The organism is Streptosporangium sp. NBC_01469 (assembly GCF_036227305.1).
Classification (GTDB): domain Bacteria; phylum Actinomycetota; class Actinomycetes; order Streptosporangiales; family Streptosporangiaceae; genus Streptosporangium.
On the sequence record NZ_CP109465.1, the window covers coordinates 10,443,053 to 10,463,650 of the forward strand.

A 20,598-nucleotide genomic window follows, 5' to 3' on the forward strand; every position below is an offset into this window, starting at 1 on the left:
ATCCGGTGACCGCTGTGGATCCGGTGGCCCCTGTGGATCCGGTGACCGCTGTGAAAGCTGTGAACGCTGTGAGGAAACTGGGAGACCCGCATCTAGTTGCTAACGATGTTTCAGAAGAGACCATCCCAGCTTGACCGGTTTGTTGGGATTCGGACAGCATGATCCGCCCCCCTCGTTCGGCCTGGAAGGAACTGGCGTGCGCCGCCGCACACAAGCACTCGCTCTCTGCATCATCCTCCTGATGACTTGCGGCGTCACGGCCGGTACAGCGCAGGCCAGGGAGGTGAAACGCACTGCCGAGTGTCAGGGCGACTGGCTGCCCGCCACTCCGACTGCGACGGACATCATGGGCGGCGAGGTCGGCTTCCTCGACCTCGCCCCGGTGAAGGTCGGCAAGGACGTCAACTGGCGTACCGACCCCTACCGGAACCGTTCGTGGAGCATGGTCTTCCACTCGCTGCGCTGGATGGGCCGTCTCGTCGCCGACTACGAGACGAACGGCAACGAGGCGTACCTGACGCGGGCCGTCGAGATCGCCAAGGACTGGGTGGCCGACAACCCCCGCGGTGGCGCGGGGACCAGCCCGTACGCCTGGCAGGAGCACCCGATCGCGCTGCGCGCCCCCGCTCTGGTCTGCCTCAGCAAGCACGTCAGCGAGTCGTGGCTCTCCGGCAGCCTGGCCGAGCACGCGAAGATGCTCTCCGACCCGAGGTTGTACGAGAAGGGCCACAACCACGGCATCGACCAGGACATCGCGCTGCTCGGCATCGGCTGCCGCTACGGCCGCGACCAGTGGTCCAGCCTCGCGATCAGGCGGCTCACCGAGACCGTGAAGCTCGACGTCGACTCCCAGGGCGTGCTGCGCGAGCAGGCCCCGCGTTACGCGATCTACGTCTACGACCGCCTGAAGGTCGCGATGGACAACATCAAGTCGTGCAAGCGGAAGGTGCCCGGTGACATCTTCCGGCGCTGGGAGTCGCTGGAGGGCTTCATCTCCCACTCCACCCAGCCCGACGGGTTCATGGTCCCGATCGGCGACGGCGGCGCGGACGTGCGGCCGGTCGGCTACAGCCACCCGAAGCAGACCGTACGGGTGTTCGGCGGCGGCTACGTCTACGGGCGCACCGCCTGGGACAAGCCGGAGTCGGCGTTCTACTCCATCCGCTTCGGGCCCGGCGTGAAGTATCACGGCCACGAGGACCACCTGGGCGTGACCTACTACGCCCAGGGCCGTGACGTCCTGGTCGACGCTGGCTTCGACTCGTACGAGAACAGCGGCTACCGCAACTGGACGATGTCCCCGGAGGCGCACAACACGTCGATGGTGGCCGGGGCGAGGTTCCGCGGCAAGACCGCCACCGCGCTGAGCAGGTCCTCGATCGGGTCGGACCGGCAGAGCTACCGGCTGACCGACAAGGCCTACGGCGTGCCCAGGACCCGCTCGGTGCTCGTCAACCACCGCCAGGACGTGATGGCCGTGCTGGACACGGTTCCCAAGGGCTCGAAGGTCCGCAACGTCTGGCACTTCTCCCGCGACCTGTCCACCGTCTCCAGCGGTGGCGGCCAGGTCGTGGTGAAGGACAAGGCGGGCTGGAAGGCGACGCTCGTCCAGGTCTCGATGCCGTCCTGCCGGCCGGTCGCCGGGCTGAAGGTGGTCCGCGGCCAGAAGAACCCGTACCAGGGCTGGGTCTCCTCCGCCTACCTGCAGAGACACCCCGCCCCCGCGGTCGTCTCGCCCGCCTCGGGCGACGCCGTGCTGACCGTGGTGGTGCCCGGCACCGGCAAGCCGTCGCTCTCCTGCTCCGGCGGCAAGGTCAGCCTGGAGACCTCCGAGGGCCAGGTGAGCTTCCGCGTCAGCGGCGCCAACCTCTCCTGACGGGACCTTCCCGCCGGTGCTCGCCGAAAGGTTCTCCCTGACGGCGCGCACCGGCGGTTCTCCTGGGGGTTCTCCCTGATGGGTGTGGTCAGGCGGTGTGGCCCGCGCGCAGGAGTCCGTAGGTCACGGCCTGCTCCAGCGCCTGCCAGGAGGCCTCGATGATGTTCTCGTCGACGCCGACCGTGGACCACTCACCGGCCGCGTCGCTGGAGGTGATCAGCACGCGCGTGACGGCGTCGGTGCCGTGCGTACCCTCCAGGATCCGCACCTTGAAGTCGATCAGCTCGACCCCCGCCAGCTCGGGGTAGAGCCGCTCCAGCCCCAGCCGTACGGCCCGGTCGAGGGCGTTGACGGGGCCGTTGCCCTCGCCGGTGGCGACGATCCGCTCCCCCTTGGCGTGCAGCTTCACCGTGGCCTCGCTGACGACCTCGCCGCCGCGCGCCCGCTCCACGATCACCCGCCAGGACTCGACCTGGAAGTGGCGCCTGCTCTCGCCCGCGACGGTGTCGCGCAGCAGGAGCTCGAAGGAGGCGTCGGCGGCCTCGAAGGTGTAACCCTTCGCCTCCATCTCCTTGACCCGGTTCACCAGCTCCCGTGAGGTGTCGGGGGCCAGCTCGTAGCCCAGCTCGCGGCCCTTGAGCTCGACCGAGGCGCGTCCGGCCATGTCGGAGACGAGCATGCGCATGTCGTTGCCGACCTCGGCGGGGTCGATGTGCTGGTAGAGGTTGGGATCGACCTTGATCGCGCTGGCGTGCAGCCCGGCCTTGTGCGCGAAGGCGGAGACGCCCACGTAGGGGGCGTGGGAGTTGGGGATGACGTTGGTGACCTCGGTGATCGCGTGGGCGATCCTGGTCATGTCGGCCAGGGCCTCCCTCGGCACGAGGTCGAATCCCCGCTTGAGCTGCAGGTTGGCCACCACGGTGAACAGGTTGGCGTTGCCGGAGCGCTCACCGTAGCCGTTGGCGCAGCCCTGCACGTGGGTGGCGCCGGCCTTGACCGCGGCCAGGGAGTTGGCGACCGCGCAGCCGGTGTCGTCGTGGCAGTGGATGCCGATTCTGGCCGACGTCCCGACGGCCGCGTGCACGACCTCGGCCAGCTCGTCGGGGAGCATGCCCCCGTTGGTGTCGCACAGCGCGATCACCGAGGCTCCCGCCTCGGCGGCGGTGCGCAGGACCTCCAGCGCGTAGTCGGGGTTGGACTTGTAGCCGTCGAAGAAGTGTTCGGCGTCGAGGAAGACCCTCTGGCCCTCCGCACGAAGGTGGGAGACCGTGTCGCGGATCATCGCGAGGTTCTCCTGGAGGGTCGTGCGGAGGGCCAGCTCCACGTGCCGGTCGTGACTCTTTGCGACAAGGGTCACAACCGGCGCGCCGGATTCGCGCAGCGCGGCCACCAATGGGTCGTCGGCTGCCTTCGCACCTGCCCGGCGGGTCGCGCCGAACGCGGCGAGCTGCGCATACTTCAGGTCGAGCTCTGTTTGAGCGCGCCTGAAGAATTCCGTGTCCTTGGGGTTGGCGCCGGGCCAACCTCCCTCGATGAAGCCGACGCCCAGACCGTCCAGGTGACGCGCGATGGCCAGTTTGTCGGCCACCGTGAGGTTGAGCCCCTCCTGCTGGGCACCGTCACGGAGAGTCGTGTCGTACACGTGGAAGCGATCGTCGGCCATGTCGTTCTCCTTCGCGGGTTCGATGATTCGCCGCGCGCTCATTCGGCTTCTGGAAACAAAAATGACCCCTCACGGACGTGAGAGGTCTGCGCGCCGGCGGTGTCCCTTTTCAGCCAGCGCGCCTGCCGATAATGAGCAGACCGTAGAACATGATGCTTCGGAGTCTGCCATACGCCGACACCATCTGACACATCGATCTCAGGATCCGAGACCCGTGGCGTGCCGGCCCGGCCCGAATCCGGCCCGGATCCGGGCCGAGTGGAATCGGGACACGACCCGGGATCACCCCCGTCGCCGTCCGGCACGGGCGAGAATGGGCTCCATGAAGGCGACCTATCTCGACCCCACCGTGGGGCAGTATCTGCTCGCGCACACCACCCAGCCCGACGACGTCCTCGACGCGCTCGCCCTCGAGACCCGCGAGCTGACCGGCGACAACGCGTCGATGCAGATCTCCCCCGACCAGGGGCGCTTCCTTACCATGATCGCCCAGCTCGGCGGCGCCAGGAACGCGGTGGAGGTGGGCACCTTCACCGGCTACTCCTCCATCTGCCTCGCCCGCGGGCTCGCCCCCGGCGGCGGGCTCACCTGCTTCGACGTGAGCGAGGAGTGGACGGCGGTCGCCCGGAGTTACTGGGGCAGGGCGCGGGTCGCCGACCGCATCGAGCTGAGGATCGGCCCGGCGGCCGAGCGCCTGCGCGAGCTTCCCGAACACCCGGCCGTCGACCTGGCGTTCATCGACGCCGACAAGGTCAACTATCCCGTCTACTACGAGATCCTCATGTCGCGCCTGGCTCCCGGCGGGGTGATCCTCGTCGACAACACCCTGTGGAGCGGCCACGTCGCCGACCCCACCAGGGACGACGAGACCGTCAGGCACATCCGCGAGTTCAACGACATGGTCAGCGCCGACGGGCGGGTCACCTCGATCATGCTTCCCATCGCCGACGGCCTCACCATGATTCGAAAGCACTGACGAGAACTTTCCCGAATCCCGGGCGAACGGAAATCTTTCCGATTACTTTAAGCGACATGTCAAACACGTTGCGCCCACCCGCGCGGAGGGAAGGATGACCTCATGGCCAAGACCCTGGACCGTCGCGAGGCGAAGCCCATGTCCACCAACCATCAGGAGCTCGAACATCGCTACCAGAAGACCTGCGATGATTGGCCCGACCGTAAGGTCGAGCTCATCAATGGTCGGATCGTGGTGAGAGAGTTGCCCACGCTCAACCACGCCAAGAGCATCCTGCAGTTGCTGATCCAGCTCATCCCGTTCGCAACGGAACAGGGCTGGCACCCCGTATACGACGTCAAGCTCTTCCTGGGTGTCCAGAAAGATCGTTATCGGCCCGATCTCCTCGTCGTGCCGAAGTTTCCCCGCATGTGGGACGACGAGAACGTCTATGCCGAGGAAACGCTGCTCGTCGTGGAGGTGGTCTCCCCCAGCAGCCGGGACGATGACCATGTCACCAAGCCCGAGAACTGCGCGATCGCAGGCGTCCCGCTCTACCTGGTGATCGACGCCACCCAGAATCTCGCCCGGCTCCTCAGCCACCCCGGAGAGCGGGGATACCAGCAACAACACCAGGTGACCCTCGGAGAGCCCCTTGAGCTCCCCGCGCCCTGGAACCTCACGATCGACACCGGCAAGCTGGTCGAAGGGTAGGCCCGCTCGGGAGGAGGCCCGGCCGGGTGGGAGGCCGGGTCTCCTCCGCCCGGAACCCGCCGGACGCCCCGGCCCCGGCCTGGCCTCCTCCGTACGCGATCAGCAGACCTTGTGAACCCAGCTGTGCGGGTCGGGACGGGTCCCGTACTGGATGCCCACGAGCTCCTCGCGGATCTTCGAGGTGACGGGCCCCTGGGTGCCGTCGCCGATCGTCCAGGCGCGGTCGGCGCCCTTGACCGAGCCGACCGGGGTGACGACCGCGGCGGTGCCGCAGGCGAAGACCTCCGTGAGCTCGCCCGTCTCACAGCCCCGCTGCCACTCCTCGACCGACAGGCGCCCCTCCTCGGCGTGGAGGCCGAGGTCGGCGGCGAAGGAGAGGATCGAGTCGCGGGTGATGCCGGGCAGGAGCGTGCCGGTGAGCGCCGGGGTCAGCAGGCGGTCGCCGTAGACGAAGAACAGGTTCATCCCGCCCATCTCCTCGACGTAGCGGTGCTCGCCCGCGTCGAGCCAGACCACCTGGTCGCAGCCCTGCTCGACGGCCTGGCGCTGGGCCACGAAGGCCGCCGCGTAGTTGCCGCCGCACTTGGCGAAGCCGGTTCCGCCGGGGGCCGCCCGGGTGTACTCGGTGGAGAGCCAGACGGTTACGGCCTTCCCGCCCCCGAAGTAGGCCGCCGCCGGAGAGGCGATGACCATGTACCTGTAGGTCCTGGACGGGTAGTTGACGCCGAGCGCCGGCTGCGTGGCGATCATGAAGGGGCGCAGGTAGAGGCTGTGTCCCGGCGTGGTCGGGACCCACTCGCGGTCGGTCTGGACGAGCAGCTCCAGCGACTCGACGAACGTCTCCTCGGGCAGCTCGGGCATGGCCATCCGCCGCGCGGAGGTGTTGAAGCGGGCGGCGTTGGCCTCCGGCCGGAAGGTCACGATCGTGCCGTTCTCCTGGCGGTAGGCCTTGAGTCCCTCGAAAAGCTCCTGCGCGTAGTGGAAGACCGACGTCGCGGGGTCGAGGCTGAGCGGGCCGTACGGCACGAGCGCGGCGTCGTGCCAGCCCTCCCCCTCGGTGTAGTCGATCGAGATCATGTGGTCGGTGAAGACCTGACCGAACCCCGGGCTCGCCAGTACCTGCTCGCGCTCTGCCGCGGTGCGAGCGTGGTCGGAGAGCTGCACGTCGAAGCTGAGCTTCTGAGCGGTGGTCATCGCACGGATCCTTCTCTTGGTGTCTGGCTTACCCTCTGGTCCATTCTGCGTCGGACCGGGTAACGGGAAACTACTCCATCCATGCCGAAAACCGGCAGTGCTGGAGAAACAAAAAACGCGCCTGGCGGCTCGGGTGAGCCGCCAGGCGCGTCGGGGTAGAGGGAGGCGGCTTCCTCAGCCGGCTACTCGGGCGGTGATGTCGTCGCCGATCTCGTGGGTGGTCCGGCCGGCCCGTCCGGCCGGCCGCTCGACCAGGTCGTCGGCGACGGCCTGCTCGACCCTGGCGGCCTCGGCGGCCATCCCGAGGTGGTCGAGGAGCATGGCGACCGACAGGATCGTGGCGGTCGGGTCGGCCTTGCCCCGGCCCGCGATGTCGGGGGCGCTGCCGTGGACCGGCTCGAACATGCTCGGCGCGGTGCGGTCGGGGTTGACGTTGCCGCTGGCCGCGAGGCCGATGCCACCGGCGATCGCCGCGCCGATGTCGGTGAGGATGTCGCCGAAGAGGTTGTCGGTGACGATCACGTCGAAGCGCTCCGGCTGGCTGACGAAGAACATCGAGGCCGCGTCGACGTGGCAGTAGTCGGTCTGGACGTCGGGATACTCCAGGCTGACGCGGTCGAAGGTGCGGGCCCAGAGGTCACCGGCGTAGGTGAGCACGTTGGTCTTGTGGACCAGCGTCAGCTTCCTGCGGGGGCGGCCGAGCGCCTTGTCGAAGGCGTAGCGCACGACGCGCTCGACGCCGTAGGCGGTGTTCAGCGACTCCTGGGTGGCGATCTCGTGCGGCGTGCCCCGGCGCATGACGCCACCCGCTCCGGCGTACAGGCCCTCGGTGCCCTCGCGGACGACGACCATGTCGATGTCCTCGGGGCGGGCCTTGCCCAGCGGTGTCTCGACGCCGGGGAAGAGCTTGACCGGACGCAGGTTCACGTAGTGGTCGAGCTGGAAGCGGAGCTTGAGCAGCAGGTCGCGCTCCAGGATGCCCGGGGGCACGCTGGGGTCGCCGACCGCGCCGAGCAGGATCGCGTCGTATCCGCGCAGCTCGTCGAGGACCGGGTCCGGCAGGGTCTCGCCGGTCTCGTGGTAGCGCTTGGCGCCGAGGTCGTAGGTGGTGGTCTCCACCTTCGTGCCGACCGCTTCGAGGACCTTCAGTCCCTCGGTGACGACCTCGACTCCGATTCCGTCCCCGGGGATGACCGCCAGGCGAATGTTACGCGAATCCATGCAGGCACCCTACCGGTCCGTCTCGGTGATCGAACACCGGTCTCACTCCTCGGACGTGACCGCGCGGTGACACGCCTGATCGCTTTGTCCTTTTTTGCTCGGTATTGACCCTTTCGGGAGGTTTCGTTATGGTCCTCCCATTCACATCAATGCCTAATCCGTACGGGCCATCCCCTTACCGGGCCCGCACGGAGCCGGGGAACCACTCTTTCCGGAATCCGCCGGGCCCCCGGGAACCCCGCTCCTCCCCCGGAGCGCGTTCCCGCTCGCCATCACGCGGATTCCTTGGGGCGAATCAGCGCGTTCTCGCGCCGTAGGGCGGCCTCCACGCCCGAGCCCGACAGCTCACCCGGCCGGCCTTATGGAAGGAATCATCCTGTCCGGCACAGTTCTCCCCCGCGTCCTGTCCATCTCCGCCTCGATGATCGTCGCCGGCGCCGCGGTGCTCGCGACCTCGCCCGCCGCCCTGGCCGTCTCCCCACCCCCGGGCCCCGGGCCCGCCGCGCTCAACACCCCCGCGCTGAAGCAGGCGCTGAAGGCCACGAACGTCAAGCCCGCCTGGCAGAAAGCCGTGGACTGGGCGATGTCCAAGCGCGGAACGCCCTACGTCTGGGGTGGCACCGGCCACGGCGGCTTCGACTGCTCCGGCCTGATGCTCCGCGCCTACCGCGCCGCCGGGATCAAGCTCCCCCGCGTCACCTACGACCAGTACGACGCGTTCCCCAAGAAGATCGCCTGGAGGGATCTCAGAGCCGGCGACCTGGTCTTCTTCAGCGGCCTCGGCCATGTCGGCATGATCACCAAGCCCGGCTACATGGTCCACGCCCCGCAGACCGGCGACGTGGTCAAGGAGGAGAAACTCGACTCCTGGCGCCGCGACTCCTTCGCCGGCGCGGTGCGCCCCGACCCGCAGGGGGTTCAGCTGACCGAGCGGGTCAAGCTCGCGACCGAAACAGTGACCGGCGGATGAGACACGCCGGCGGGTCACCGCCGGAAGGCCGTGGAGACCCCGGCGGCGAGAACGGGCTCAGCGGGTGGGCGCACCACCGTTGTCCCTGCGGTCCAGAGCGGTCTGGAGCGCGTCGATGGCCTCGTCCTCGGTCTCGTCGGGACGGTTCCAGGGATACATGTCGTACATGGCGAATCTCGTCTCGGTCGCATGCGAGCAAGGAAGGTGGTCGAGACTCCGGTCGGGACTCCGACCAGGCCTGATGTCGCGGGTCCGGATCACGGACCGCCGACGGGGGCTTGGAGCCGGCAGGCGCCACGACACCGCGGCGAGTCGCCGGCCTGCCCCTGTCAGGCCCCGCCGCGGCAGGTAGGAATGGCAAGAACCTGGCGCATTTCATTCCAGGTTACCTGGCCACGGAAACGCCGTCTCGCCCGGCGTACACACTTCTCACATGCTGAGACGAAATGTGGCCGCCGTCCCGGTCTCCGGGGCGGCGGCCACATCGGCGGGACGGCTAGTCGGCCAGGTCGACGGAACGGCCGCTGTCGGCGCCGATCTCCGAGCCGATCTGGTCGATCACCTCGGCCGGGATGGCGGTGTCGACGGTGAGCGCGATGAGCGCCTTGCCGCCCTTGGCGTCACGGGCCACCTGCATCGAGGCGATGTTGATCGAGTGGTCGCCGAGGATGCGGCCGACCACGCCGACGATGCCGGGGCGGTCGGTGTAGGTGAAGAACGACAGGTGGTCGGTCGGCTCGATCTCCATCTGGTAGCCGTTGACCTCGACGATCTTCGTGATCTGCCTCGGCCCGGACAGGGTGCCGGAGACCGAGATCGCGCGGCCGTCGGCGAGGACGCCGCGGACCGTCACGACGTTGCGCCAGTCGGGGCTGTCGGAGCTGGTGATCAGCTCGACCGACACGCCGCGGTCCTTGGCCAGCAGCGGGGCGTTGACGTAGGTGACCGAGTCCTCGACCACGTCGGTGAAGACGCCCTTGAGCGCGGCCAGTTCCAGCACGCGGACGTCGTGGGAGGCGATCTCGCCGCGCACCTCGACGTCGAGCTTGGTGGCGACCTCGCCCGCGAGGGCGGTGAACACCCGGCCGAGCTTCTCGGCGAGCGGCAGGCCCGGCTTGACGTCCTCGGCGACGGCGCCGCCCTGGACGTTGACCGCGTCCGGCACGAACTCCCCGGCGAGGGCGAGCTTCACGCTGCGCGCGACCTGGGTGCCGGCCTTCTCCTGGGCCTCGTGGGTGGAGGCGCCCAGGTGCGGGGTGACGACGACCTGGTCGAGCTCGAAGAGCGGGCTGTCGGTGACCGGCTCCTTCGGGAACACGTCGATGCCGGCGCCGGCGACGCGCCCCTCCTTGATCGCGGAGTAGAGGGCGTTCTCGTCGATGATGCCGCCGCGGGCGACGTTGATGAGGCGCACGTTCGGCTTGACCGCGTGGAGCTCCCTGTCGCCGATGAGACCGATGGTCTCCTTGGACTTGGGCAGGTGCACGGTGATGAAGTCGGCCTCGCTCAGGGCCTCCTCCAGCGAGACCAGCCGGACGCCCATCTGGGCGGCGCGGGCCGGCTGCAGGTAGGGGTCGTAGGCGATCAGCTCGACACCGAACGGCTGGAGGCGCTGCGCGACCAGCTGGCCGATCTTGCCGAGACCGAGGATGGCGACGACCTTCTCGTCGAGCTCCACGCCGGTGTACTTCGAGCGCTTCCACTCGCCGCCCTTGAGCGCGGAGTGCGCCTGGGCGACGTTGCGGGCGGAGGCGAGGATCAGGGCGACGGTGTGCTCGGCGGCGCTGGTGATGTTGGAGGTCGGCGCGTTGACGACCATGACGCCGGCCTTGGTGGCGGCCTCCACGTCGACGTTGTCCAGGCCGACGCCCGCGCGGGCGACGACGCGGAGTTTGGGAGCGTTGGCGATCGCCTCGGCGTCGACCTGCGTGGCGCTGCGCACGATGAGCGCGTCCACGTCGGCGAGGGCGGGCAGGAACTGGGCACGGTCGGCGCCGTCGGTGTGGCGGACTTCGAAGTCCGCGCCCAGAACCGCGAGACCGGCCTCGGAAAGTTCCTCAGCGACCAGTACGACGGGCTTGTTCACAGGCTGGATCCTTACTAGACGGTGAGGGGTGCACGGACCTCACGTAGTCTATCGGCGCTTGTGAACGCGTTCACGAGTGTCCCGCGATCCGAGACGCTCCGCGCCGCCCCGGGAAGCTCGGAAAGACGCGGGGAAGCTCCGGAACGCTCCAGGACAGCGAGGCGCTTCGCGGCCCAGAACGCGGGCTTACCCGTCCTTGACAGATCTCATGCCACCAAAATTCAAGTTGGTATTGATCCCAGGAAAACTTCGCGATTACCCTGATAAGCCGTGGTCCACTACCTATCGTTCCTCATATGAGCATCGGGAACCCCGCTCTCGGCAACGTGCTCGCGCAGCACGGCGATCCGCATCGGCTGCTTGCGGCGCTGGCCGAATGGGGACTCCTGGTTGCCGTGCGACCCGACCGTTCCGTCGTGCTCGGCACGACCCAGGCCGGTGATCGTGTCCTGCTCGGATACACCTCGGCGGACACCTACGCGCGGCACCGTGGCAGCCACTCGCTGTCGGCGTGCGATGCCGACACCATCCTCGACATCCAGCGCGTCACCGGCGTGCGGGAGATCGTGATCGACGCGGCGGGCCCGGCGGCCGCGGCCGTGCCGATCGAGGATCTCCAGCGCTACCTGCTCTCGACACGCAGCGGCCCCACGCCGGCGCTGTCGAGCGCGACGCCGACGGCGTACGCGACCGGGGCGATGGCCACGGTCTCGCGTTCCGCGCCCGCGCGCCCGCAGAGAACGCCGGTGCCCGCCGCGCCCGCCCAGTCGTGGATCCCGGCGCCCCGGCCCCATCTGTCGGGCCCGATGCAGCTGGTGGATCCGGGATACCGCCGGTGCGACCATCCGATCCTGCCCGCGCTGCGCGCCGCGATCTCGCACCTGCTCATCGACTACCCGCTCGTCCACCACGTGTGGATCTCCGAGGCCAGCACCTCCTCCGGCGCCCCGGGGATCATGCTGCACGTGAAGGTGCACATGTCGGCGGCCGAGGACGTGGTCAGGGACATCCATCGCGGGGTGCGCGCCCGGCTGCCGCAGCTCGCCGCGAGCGAGGCGCCGATCCTGATGGCCAGGGTCGCCGACGCGCGCAGCGAGCAGCGGATGGTCGAGCTGGGCGCCCACGTGGTCTGCGCCGACGTCACCGACTGACCGGCGCCCCGCCGGTGCGACGCCCAGGAAGGGCGGCTCCGGACGGTGTGACGTGGAAAGGCGTCCCCCGGGCGGCGACGTCGGAAAGGCGGCCCTGCCGGACGACGACGTTCTCACGTCGCCGTCCGGGGGCCGCCGTATCCGCTCTCGGGCCTCCCACGCCGCGAGGCGCCGCGCCGTTGAGGGGCGCCGCACCCCCCTTCGCCGCGTCGCGAGACGTCACGGGTGCTAGCCGGTCCTGCGGGTCAGGGTCGTCTTCGTCCGGGTGAACGCCCCCGCCACCAGGGCGGCCAGTACCGGCAGGCCGATCACCACGGCCGCGAGGAGGAGCCAGGGGATCTCGACCGTCGGCGGCGCCGACGGAAGAGAGGGAATGATCTCCCCGGCCGGCGTCAGCATGACGCTGCCGTACGTCCTGGTCGTCATGGGCCAGGCCGCGGCGACCCCGGTCACGGCACCGGCGAGGGCGCCGATCAGGACACCGAGCCCCGCGATGAATCCGGCCTGCCCGGCGACGACCAGCCTGCGCGTGCCCGGCGGTGCCCCGACGGCGGCCATCGTCGCGAGATCGGAGCGCATGTCGGCGGCGGCGAGCCCGGTGGCGACGAACGTGCCGCCGAGCACCAGGATGAACGCCGCCCCCATGAGCAGCCACAGCACGGGGACGACGTCGTTCTGGAACCCCTGCTCGATCATGACCCCGACGCCGGCCGGGGGGCCCGCTCCCGCGAGCTCCCACTCCAGACCCAGCCCCTGCCGGGGGCTGAGCCCGTGCGAGGCCGGATCGGCGTACAGGACGCGGGGCCGGGTCTCCAGGCCGGCGCTCCGCAGGGCGGCGGGTGGCAGCACCGCGACGGCGTACCGGGGATCGGCGACCCCGGCCAGGACGGCGGGGACCGTGATCTCACCGGGTGTCTGATCCCTGCTCTCGTCCGTCTCCAGGGTCAGGGCGAGTCTTCCGTCCCGGATCAGCCGGGGGTCGAACACCACCGCCTTTCCCGAGGCCAACGCGGCCGACGCCACCGGATCCCGCCGCCCCTGGACGAGCGTGAGCAGCCGCTCGTCCCCGATCGGAAGAAACAAGTGGGAACGTTCCGCCAGGGTCCCCTCGATGGGCCGGACTCTTATCTCGACGGCCACCCCCCCGGCGTCCGTCGCCTTCGCCCCTTCGATCAGCGGCACCCCCGGCAGCTCGCGCCGGGCGGCGGCTTTCAGCGTGGCCCAGCGGTCGTCGTCGAGCTTCCCCGCCTGGATGATCAAGGTCCCGGCCGGGACGATCGTCTGGAAGTTGTCCCGGTTGTGGGCGAAGTTACTGTTGTTCGCGATGGCGACCGCGACGACCGCGGCCGTGGCGGTCATGACCGCCGCGACGGCGGACGCGGTGCGGCCCCGGTGGCGGGAGGCGTCGCGAGCGGCCAGGCGGAAGGGGAGCGGCAGCCGGGCGGCCAGGCCCGCCGCTCCCTTCACCAGCCTCGGCGCCAGCGCGACCAGTCCCAGCTGTGCGAGGACGGCGGCGCAGTAGACCCAGACCACGTCGTACCTGACGGCGAACACGGTCGCCGCGGCCCCCGCCGCGAGCAGGAGCAGGCCCAGCACCGGGCGCCCCACCCGGTCGCGCACCACGCCCCCGCGACCGGCGAGCACCGCCGCCGGGTCCTGGCGGGCCGCCTGCACCGCGGGGACCAGCGCGGCGACGAGCCCGCTGGCCGCTCCGAGCAGGGCGACCGCCGTCACGAGAGCCCAGGGGATCTCCAGGGGACCGATCACGCCGACCAGCCCGGCCAGCAGCAGGGGGGCGGAGGCCCACGCCAGGCCCACCCCGAGGACCAGTCCGATCACCGCCGCTCCGCAGCCGAGGACGACGCCGTCGGCCAGGACGATCAGGCGCAGGTGTGCCGGGGAGCCGCCCTGCGCGGCGACCAGCGCGAGTTCCCGGCGCCGCCGCCGGAGGCCGACCGCGAAGGCGGGACCGGCGAGCAGCACCACCTCCAGCACGATCATGACCCCGACGAGCCCGATCCCGGCGATCTGGTCCTCGTCGTACGAGGTGCTGAGGAGCTCGTCGTCATCGGGCGGATTCTCGACGACGGCACGGGACACGGCCAGTAGACCGGCCGCGTTCAGCCTCTGGACGGTGGCCCAGGTGACCGGCCGGGGGGTGTCGGCCAGCCAGCCGGTCTCCTGGGTGGTGCCCGGCCTGTTGAAGAGGAGCGTGCCGGGGAGGCCGACGATCTTCGTCTCGCGGATCCTGCGCGAGGGTTCGAGCACGCCGACGACCCTCATCGGTTTCCTGTCCCACGTGACCTCCAGCGGGGCGCCAAGGCGAGCCCCTCGCTCCAGGATCTCGGGGGTCACCGCGATCTCCTGGGCGGAGACCGGGGCGCGCCCCCTGGCCAGGCGATACATGCCCGCCGTCAGGGGGTCCCGTAGGTCCACCTCCAGCGCGGAGACGTGATCACGGCCGTCCCGGGCCAGGTAGTCGACACTGCCCTCGTACACCGGCAGGAGCCGGGCTCCGGGCTCCAGGAGCCTCGCGACCGCGGCTTCCGTCCAGGGCCGCGTCAGGGCGGCGGGGGAGCCGCCGGGACTCGTCCACATTTTGCCGGTCATGTCCTGTTTCAGCTTTCCCTGGATCGCAGTCACCCTGATCCGCGCGTCGGCCGCGCCGATGTCCGCCGTGAGACCCTCCCGGGGGTTGATGTCCGCGGTCGCCGCGAGGACCAGGAAGACCGTGACGACGAGGACGGGAAGGCCGATCATCAGCATGATCAGGGCGCTGCGGCCCCTGGCGCGCCGGGCGTCCCTGCGGGAGATCCGCAGGGCGGCGAGGAGGGCGCTCACGTGACGGCTCCGGTCCGCCGGAGGCCGGCGAACGCGTCCCGCGGGTCCGTTCGCTCGCTCATCGGGCGCTCTCCAGGGGGGTGGCGGTGGAGTCGGCGATCTCGCCGTCGCGCAGGAAGACCACCCGGTCGGCCCAGGCGGCGTAGCGGGGTTCGTGGGTGACGAGCAGCACGGCGGCTCCCGCGTCGCAGCGGGTGCGCAGGAGCTGGAGGATCTCGTCGCCGGTCGGGGTGTCGAGCGCGCCGGTGGGCTCGTCGGCCAGGATGAGCCGCCGCTCCCCCACCAGCGCGCGGGCGATGGCGACCCGCTGGCGCTGGCCGCCGGAGATCTCGTCGGGGAAGCGGTCGGCGACCTCGCCGAGGCCGACCTCCGCGAGCACCTCCATCGCCTCGCGGCGGGCGTTCTTGAAGGCGATCCCGTCCAGCTCGCGCGGGAGGGTCACGTTCTCCAGCGCGGTGAGCGACGGGATCAGGTTGAGGTCCTGGAAGACGTAGCCCACGTGCCTGCGCCGGAGCCCGGCCAGTTCCTTGGCCGGCAGGCTCGCCAGCGGCGTGCCCTCCACGACCACGGAGCCGGAGGTGGGCAGGTCGAGGCCGCCCGCGAGGTTGAGCAGGGTGGACTTGCCGGACCCCGAGGGGCCCATCACCGCGACGAGCTCTCCGGCGCCGACGTCGAGGCTCACCCCGCGCAGCGCCGCCACGCTCCGCGGGCCGTCGCCGTGCGTGCGGGTCACGTCAGCGAGCCGTACGACCGGGTCGAAGGTCATCTGACCCCCTCCGGTGCGCGGATCGCCGATCTGAGTTTCGGAAAGGATGTCAACTGTCTGTCTCCTGCGTCTGAGGATCCTGCGTCTGGGAGTCCTGCGTCCGGGAATCCTGCGCCTGGGGATCCGGTGTGCGGGGGGAGGCCGCGAGCACGGCCTCGCAGTGGTCGAGCCAGCGTTGCTCGGCCTCGGCCTGGAAGATCATGGAGTCGAGCACCAGCCGCTGGGCGGGGCTCTCGACGCTCGCGCGCTTGGCGCGGACGAACTCCTGCAGCGTGCGCATGGTCGCGGTGCGCTGAGCCTGGATGATCGGCCGCACGTCGGCGGCGGCGGTGACCGCCAGAGCGAGCTTGATGACCAGCTCGTCCCGAGGCCGGTCCGACTGGGCGACGGGGGTGCCGAACCATCGCGCCATCTCGGCCAGACCGGCCTCGGTGATCGAGTAGACGACCCGGCCCTGCTCGTCCTGCTCGCCGGGGCTCACCAGGCCGTCGCGTTCCAGGCGGGAGAGCGTCGTGTAGACCTGGCCGATGTTGAGCGGCCAGGTCGCCCCCGTCGACGCCTCGAACTCGGCACGCAACTGGTAGCCGTAACGAGGCCCCTGACTCAGCAGGGCCAGAAGCCCTTGTCGGATCGCCATGGATACTGAGTATGCATACTCAGTATCCATGATGCAAGAGATCTGCATATTCTGGACAGGTTCCGCCCCTGGGGCCGATACTCGGAGGATGAGCTCGACGCATCCCCCGGCCCGCGCCTCCGACGGGGACCGCGATCGCGCGATCAGCGAGCTGCGTGACCGTGCCGTCGAGGGACACCTGTCGCATGACACTTTTCTCGGCCGTGTCGACATGGCCCTGCGCGCACGCAACCAGGGCGAGCTCGACAATCTGGTCGCCGACCTGCCGCAACGCGGTCGATTCCGCCGCATGGTCACCGAGGCCGTCGCCTCCGCCTCCGACTTCACCAAGCGCGTGGAGTCGGCCTGGCGGCGCCCGCGACTGCCCCGGCTCGCGCTGCCGGGCGACGGCAGGACCCGCTACGTGGTGGGCCGGGGCTCCGCCTGCGATCTGGTCCTCGCCGACCTCACCGTCTCCCGGGTGCACGCCGAGCTGCGCCGCGACGAGGAGGGCTGGGTCCTGGTCGACCTCGGCTCGCTGAACGGCACCCGCCTGAACGACTGGCGCCTGGTCGGCCCGGCCAAGGTCCGGCCGGGCGACGTCGTTTCCTTCGGCGACTGCGGCTTCCTGATGATCACGCCTCAGATGCTCTGAAAGACCGCGCCACGATCACCTCGGACCGTGGCGCGTCCTCCGGGCGGGAGTCGCCTCAGCCGCCCTGGGGCTTGGCGGTGTCGACCTCGGCCTCGGCGGCTCCGGCCTGGGCCTCCTTGATCTTCGCCGCCGTCAGGGTGTAGCGCATGGTCAGCAGGATGCCGACCCCCATCATGAACGCGGGCAGCAGCGTCGCGCCGTACAGTGCCGCCGTGGTCGCCGACGCGGGCTGGGCGACCGGCGTGGAGGGGTCGGACTCGACGAACCCGGTCGCGCCCAGCAGCCAGCCGAGCACGAGCGCGCCGAACGCGAAGACCACGGTCTCCGCGGCCGTCCAGAGGCCGGTGAACACCCCGGCCCGGCGCTTGCCGGTGACCAGGGCGTCGTGGACGATCACGTCGGAGAGCATCGAGAACTGCAGCAGCTGGAACCCCGCGTAGCCGATGCCGACGAGGAGCACGCACGCGTGCGCGTACGCCCAGCCGAGCGGGCCGGAGAAGGCCATCCCGACGGCGCCCGTCATGAACAGCGCCGACGCCAGGATCATCGCGCCGCGCTTGTCGTAGCGCTTGGACAGCCAGATCCAGAGCGGCATGGTGATCAGCAGCGGGCCGACGATTCCCAGGAAGAGCGTGGTGGTCGCCTCCGGGTCGCCCAGCGTGTAGGTGGCGAAGTACGGGGCGCCGGCCAGCATGGTCCCGGCGGCGAACATCTGGGCGCAGCTCAGGCCGAGCAGCACCATGAACGTCGGGTTCGAGCGGGCGGCGGCGAACTGGGCCCGGATCGACGGCTCCGCCTCGGCCCGCGCGATCACCGGGGCGCGAGCCGTGCCGAAGAAGGCGGCGAGCATCGACAGCAGCAGGGCGGCCCCGACGACCAGCCCCATGGTCCGGTAGCCAGAGGCCTCGGTGCCCGCGATCACCGGCGCGACGGCCCCGGAGAGCAGGATCCCCAGGCCGACGAAGACCATCTTCCACTGCAGGAGCGAGGAGCGCTCGTGGTAGTCGTCGGTCATCTCCGCCGGCATCGCCTTGTACGGAACCTCGTAGAAGGCGTAGGCCGTCGCGGTGAGGAAGTAGAAGAAGGCGACGTACAGGGCGGCGGAGACACCGGTGAGCGGAGGGCCCGCGAAGGTGAGGGCGAACGTCACCGGCAGGGTGAGCGCGCCCAGGAGCATCCAGGGACGGCGGGCGCCGAAGCGGGAGACCGTCCGGTCGGAGCGCTGGCCCACCCAGGGGTTGATGAACATGTCCCAGAGCTTGGGCAGGAAGACCACCACGCCGGCGATCCAGGCGGGAACCGCGAGCACGTTCGTCATGTAGAAGAGCAGCAGCAATCCGGGGACCGTGGAGAAGGTCGCGGTGCAGATCGAGCCGACACCGTAGCCGACGCGCACTCCGCGCGACACGGTGACGACGGCGGGGGAGGGCGCCGGGGAGACCATGCCACATTCAATCGCAGCGAGTGTGCGCTTGGTAGGCCTCCGAACCCCATGATCCCCGGAAGACGAGAATATTCCGGATCTTTCCGGCCGGGCACGCCGGGCGGCGGGGCCGCCGCCCGGCCCGCGTGACCCCGCGACACCAGGTCCTTCCATGCGACATATGTCCAGCCCAGGCAGGCTATAAAGGGAAATATCCGGATTGGGGTGCCTCTGGCGTTGACAGGAGGACCACCGGCCCCAGACGCCTATGTGATCACTCTGGTTTACCTGGGACTCACAGTTAATGTCCGGAATTTGCTGACAAGACCGATCCGTCCCCGACAGAATGCGGAGTCCATCCAGCGTCTAACCAACTGGAGGAACCGACATGCGCAGACCGCTAGGGGCGCTGCTCTGCCTCGGGAGCCTGGCGGCCCTCAGCACGCCGATCGCCACGGCTCACGCCGCGGCCGCTCCCCAGGCCGAGTGCCGTGTGTACGCCGCCAAGCCGCACGTCAACGCGGCGGGACGGATCCAGGCCTCCGCCGCACGGCTGGGCTGCGACGACACCGCCCTGGTCCGCATCCGCATCAAGCGCGCCGTGGCCGGGGCCGACCCGATCGTCAAGAGCGCGTCCCGCCAGGGGACCAACGGGCGGGTGACGGTGAAACTGCGCTGTGCCCCCGGCGTCTACTACGCCGTCGTCACCGACTACCGGGGCAACAACGGCCGCTCCAAGCCCGTCAGGCTCAACTGCTCCCCCACCGGCACCCCGGCCCCCACTCCCGCGCCGACGACCACCACCGCGCCGACACCGGCTCCGTCGGCCAGCGCCACGCCCACCAGGCCGACCACCCCCACCACGGCTCCCACTTCCGCGCCGGGATCCTCCGTGTCCGAGGAAGTGGTGCGCCTGACCAACGCCGAGCGACAGAAGGGCGGTTGCGGCCCGCTCGCCTCCGACCCGCAGCTGCGCTCGGCCGCGCAGGGCCACTCGGACGACATGGCGGCCAAGAACTACTTCAGCCACACCTCGCAGGACGGCCGTGACATGACCGACCGGATCAAGGCGAGCGGGTTCAGCCCGATGCGGGCCTGGGCCGAGAACATCGCGATGGGCCAGCGCACCCCGGCCGAGGTCGTCACTGCCTGGATGAACAGCTCGGGTCACCGGGCCAACATCATGAACTGCGCCTACACCCATCTCGGGGTGGGCGTGGCGAACAGTTCCCGGGGCATCTACTGGACCCAGAACTTCGCCAAGCACTAGACACACCCGGACCGCCGGGCATCCACCTGCCACCCGGCGGAAAACGGCCCGTGCCCCCCGCGACGTGAACTCGTCGCGGGGGGCACGGGCCGGTACTTTTCCCCGGGTTCCCCGGGCGCCGCCGTTCTGGCGGGCGCCGCTACCCGGGCGCCGCTACTTGAGCGCCGCTACTTGAGCGCCGCTACTTGAGCCAGCTCATCATCGGGCGGAGCTTCGCGCCGGTCTTCTCGATCGGGTGCTCGGCGAGCTCGTCGCGGTAGGCGGTGAACTTCTTCTGGCCGCCGTCGAACTCGTCCACCAGCTCCTTGGCGAACTCGCCGGACTGGATCTCGGCGAGGATGCGCTGCATCTCCTTCTTCGTCTCCGGCGTCACGATGCGCGGGCCGCGGGAGTAGCCGCCGTACTCGGCGGTGTCGGAGACCGACCAGTACATCTTGTGGATGCCGCCCTCGTACATCAGGTCGACGATCAGCTTCATCTCGTGCAGGCACTCGAAGTAGGCGACCTCGGGCTGGTAGCCCGCCTCGATCAGGGTCTCGAAACCGGCCTTGATCAGCTCGGACACGCCGCCGCACAGCACGGCCTGCTCACCGAACAGGTCGGTCTCGGTCTCCTCCTTGAAGGTCGTCCTCAGCGCGCCGGCGCGGGTGCCGCCGATGCCCTTGGCGTACGACAGGGCGAGCTCCAGGGCGTTTCCGCTGGCGTCCTTCTCCACCGCGACGAGACACGGCACGCCGCGACCCGCCGTGTACTGGCGGCGCACGAGGTGACCGGGCCCCTTGGGAGCGACCATGGCCACGTCCACGCCCTCGGGCGCCTCGATGAGGCCGTAGCGGATGTTGAGGCCGTGCCCGAAGAAGAGCGCGTCGCCCTCGACCAGGTTCGGGGCCACGTGGTCGGCGTACAGGTGGCGCTGGATGTGGTCCGGCGCGAGGATCATGGTCAGGTCGGCCTCTTCGACGGCCTCCGAGGGCGTGAGCACGCGCAGGCCGTCGGCCTCCGCCTTCTCCCGGCTCTTGGAGCCCTCGGGCAGGCCGACCCTGACGTCCACGCCGGAGTCACGCAGCGAGAGCGCGTGGGCGTGGCCCTGGCTGCCGTATCCCAGAACGGCGACGTGCCGGCCCTGGATGATCGACAGGTCGGCCTGGTCGTCGTAGAAGATTTCAGTCACTTGCTTAACCTTTCGGGTTTCTCGTA

General features: G+C 69.9%; 16 protein-coding genes and 1 riboswitch. Of the genes, 7 read left to right on the forward strand and 9 right to left on the reverse strand.

What is annotated here, in order from left to right:
* Positions 1-241: 241 nt before the first annotated feature.
* Entirely contained in the window at positions 242-1,876 is a 1,635-nt protein-coding gene (locus OG587_RS45605; protein WP_329085254.1) for a heparinase II/III family protein, read from the forward strand.
* Positions 1,877-1,964: 88 nt separating this feature from the next.
* On the opposite strand, the gene cimA is transcribed toward OG587_RS45605, so the two are convergent.
* The gene (cimA, locus tag OG587_RS45610; protein ID WP_329085255.1) at positions 1,965-3,539 is read right to left on the reverse strand and encodes a citramalate synthase; all 1,575 of its coding nucleotides are present in this window, start codon (positions 3,537-3,539) and stop codon (positions 1,965-1,967) included.
* 322 nt (positions 3,540-3,861) lie between these two features.
* Between cimA and OG587_RS45615 the strand changes: the two genes are divergently transcribed.
* Together OG587_RS45615 and OG587_RS45620 are read left to right on the forward strand one after the other, a co-directional pair.
* Positions 3,862-4,515, forward strand: a complete 654-nt coding sequence (locus tag OG587_RS45615) for an O-methyltransferase (RefSeq protein ID WP_329085256.1) — start codon at positions 3,862-3,864, stop codon at positions 4,513-4,515.
* Positions 4,516-4,617: 102 nt separating this feature from the next.
* Entirely contained in the window at positions 4,618-5,208 is a 591-nt protein-coding gene (locus OG587_RS45620) for a Uma2 family endonuclease (protein ID WP_329085257.1), read from the forward strand.
* A 99-nt stretch (positions 5,209-5,307) separates the two neighbouring features.
* On the opposite strand, the gene OG587_RS45625 is transcribed toward OG587_RS45620, so the two are convergent.
* Complete coding sequence (locus tag OG587_RS45625) at positions 5,308-6,402, reverse strand: branched-chain amino acid aminotransferase (protein ID WP_329085258.1); 1,095 nt, start codon at positions 6,400-6,402, stop codon at positions 5,308-5,310.
* 174 nt (positions 6,403-6,576) lie between these two features.
* The gene (locus OG587_RS45630; protein ID WP_329085259.1) at positions 6,577-7,623 is read right to left on the reverse strand and encodes a 3-isopropylmalate dehydrogenase; all 1,047 of its coding nucleotides are present in this window, start codon (positions 7,621-7,623) and stop codon (positions 6,577-6,579) included.
* Positions 7,624-7,763: 140 nt separating this feature from the next.
* Positions 7,764-7,997, forward strand: a riboswitch (cyclic di-AMP (ydaO/yuaA leader).
* Between OG587_RS45630 and OG587_RS45635 the strand changes: the two genes are divergently transcribed.
* Positions 7,985-8,593, forward strand: a complete 609-nt coding sequence (locus OG587_RS45635) for a C40 family peptidase (RefSeq protein ID WP_329085260.1) — start codon at positions 7,985-7,987, stop codon at positions 8,591-8,593. It overlaps the preceding riboswitch by 13 nt.
* 496 nt (positions 8,594-9,089) lie before the next feature.
* On the opposite strand, the gene serA is transcribed toward OG587_RS45635, so the two are convergent.
* The gene (serA, locus tag OG587_RS45640; protein WP_329085261.1) at positions 9,090-10,679 is read right to left on the reverse strand and encodes a phosphoglycerate dehydrogenase; all 1,590 of its coding nucleotides are present in this window, start codon (positions 10,677-10,679) and stop codon (positions 9,090-9,092) included.
* A gap of 296 nt (positions 10,680-10,975) precedes the next feature.
* Between serA and OG587_RS45645 the strand changes: the two genes are divergently transcribed.
* A complete protein-coding gene (locus OG587_RS45645) occupies positions 10,976-11,830 on the forward strand; it encodes an SPOR domain-containing protein (RefSeq protein ID WP_329085262.1) in 855 nt (284 codons plus the stop codon).
* A gap of 228 nt (positions 11,831-12,058) precedes the next feature.
* Here OG587_RS45645 and OG587_RS45650 read toward each other — a convergent pair whose 3' ends face one another.
* From OG587_RS45650 to OG587_RS45660, 3 genes are read right to left on the reverse strand one after another with little or no spacing between them, the layout of a single operon-like run.
* The gene (locus OG587_RS45650) at positions 12,059-14,671 is read right to left on the reverse strand and encodes an ABC transporter permease (RefSeq protein ID WP_329085263.1); all 2,613 of its coding nucleotides are present in this window, start codon (positions 14,669-14,671) and stop codon (positions 12,059-12,061) included.
* 58 nt (positions 14,672-14,729) lie between these two features.
* Positions 14,730-15,437, reverse strand: a complete 708-nt coding sequence (locus OG587_RS45655) for an ABC transporter ATP-binding protein (protein ID WP_329085264.1) — start codon at positions 15,435-15,437, stop codon at positions 14,730-14,732.
* A 49-nt stretch (positions 15,438-15,486) separates the two neighbouring features.
* On the reverse strand, positions 15,487-16,074 hold the full coding sequence (locus OG587_RS45660; RefSeq protein WP_329085265.1) for a PadR family transcriptional regulator: 588 nt from the start codon (positions 16,072-16,074) through the stop codon (positions 15,487-15,489).
* An 88-nt stretch (positions 16,075-16,162) separates the two neighbouring features.
* Here OG587_RS45660 and OG587_RS45665 point away from each other — a divergent pair, with 88 nt between their 5' ends.
* The gene (locus OG587_RS45665; protein ID WP_329085266.1) at positions 16,163-16,708 is read left to right on the forward strand and encodes a DUF1707 and FHA domain-containing protein; all 546 of its coding nucleotides are present in this window, start codon (positions 16,163-16,165) and stop codon (positions 16,706-16,708) included.
* 55 nt (positions 16,709-16,763) lie between these two features.
* Here OG587_RS45665 and OG587_RS45670 read toward each other — a convergent pair whose 3' ends face one another.
* A complete protein-coding gene (locus OG587_RS45670; protein ID WP_329085267.1) occupies positions 16,764-18,152 on the reverse strand; it encodes an MFS transporter in 1,389 nt (462 codons plus the stop codon).
* A 367-nt stretch (positions 18,153-18,519) separates the two neighbouring features.
* Between OG587_RS45670 and OG587_RS45675 the strand changes: the two genes are divergently transcribed.
* Complete coding sequence (locus OG587_RS45675; RefSeq protein ID WP_329085268.1) at positions 18,520-19,401, forward strand: CAP domain-containing protein; 882 nt, start codon at positions 18,520-18,522, stop codon at positions 19,399-19,401.
* Between the two features lie 181 nt (positions 19,402-19,582).
* Here the strand turns inward: OG587_RS45675 and ilvC are convergent, their stop codons facing one another.
* Entirely contained in the window at positions 19,583-20,563 is a 981-nt protein-coding gene (gene ilvC, locus OG587_RS45680) for a ketol-acid reductoisomerase (protein ID WP_329094219.1), read from the reverse strand.
* Positions 20,564-20,598 lie beyond the last annotated feature (35 nt).

Coding starts and splice junctions, on each gene's coding strand:
- OG587_RS45615 (WP_329085256.1), top strand. CDS start 3,862: ATGAAGGCGACCTATCTCGACCCCACCGTGGGGCAGTATCTGCTCGCG.
- OG587_RS45645 (WP_329085262.1), top strand. CDS start 10,976: ATGAGCATCGGGAACCCCGCTCTCGGCAACGTGCTCGCGCAGCACGGC.
- OG587_RS45620 (WP_329085257.1), top strand. CDS start 4,618: ATGGCCAAGACCCTGGACCGTCGCGAGGCGAAGCCCATGTCCACCAAC.
- OG587_RS45660 (WP_329085265.1), bottom strand. CDS start 16,074: ATGGCGATCCGACAAGGGCTTCTGGCCCTGCTGAGTCAGGGGCCTCGT.
- cimA (WP_329085255.1), bottom strand. CDS start 3,539: ATGGCCGACGATCGCTTCCACGTGTACGACACGACTCTCCGTGACGGT.
- OG587_RS45625 (WP_329085258.1), bottom strand. CDS start 6,402: ATGACCACCGCTCAGAAGCTCAGCTTCGACGTGCAGCTCTCCGACCAC.
- OG587_RS45605 (WP_329085254.1), top strand. CDS start 242: ATGACTTGCGGCGTCACGGCCGGTACAGCGCAGGCCAGGGAGGTGAAA.
- OG587_RS45675 (WP_329085268.1), top strand. CDS start 18,520: ATGCGCAGACCGCTAGGGGCGCTGCTCTGCCTCGGGAGCCTGGCGGCC.
- OG587_RS45655 (WP_329085264.1), bottom strand. CDS start 15,437: ATGACCTTCGACCCGGTCGTACGGCTCGCTGACGTGACCCGCACGCAC.
- OG587_RS45630 (WP_329085259.1), bottom strand. CDS start 7,623: ATGGATTCGCGTAACATTCGCCTGGCGGTCATCCCCGGGGACGGAATC.
- OG587_RS45665 (WP_329085266.1), top strand. CDS start 16,163: ATGAGCTCGACGCATCCCCCGGCCCGCGCCTCCGACGGGGACCGCGAT.
- OG587_RS45670 (WP_329085267.1), bottom strand. CDS start 18,152: ATGGTCTCCCCGGCGCCCTCCCCCGCCGTCGTCACCGTGTCGCGCGGA.
- OG587_RS45635 (WP_329085260.1), top strand. CDS start 7,985: ATGGAAGGAATCATCCTGTCCGGCACAGTTCTCCCCCGCGTCCTGTCC.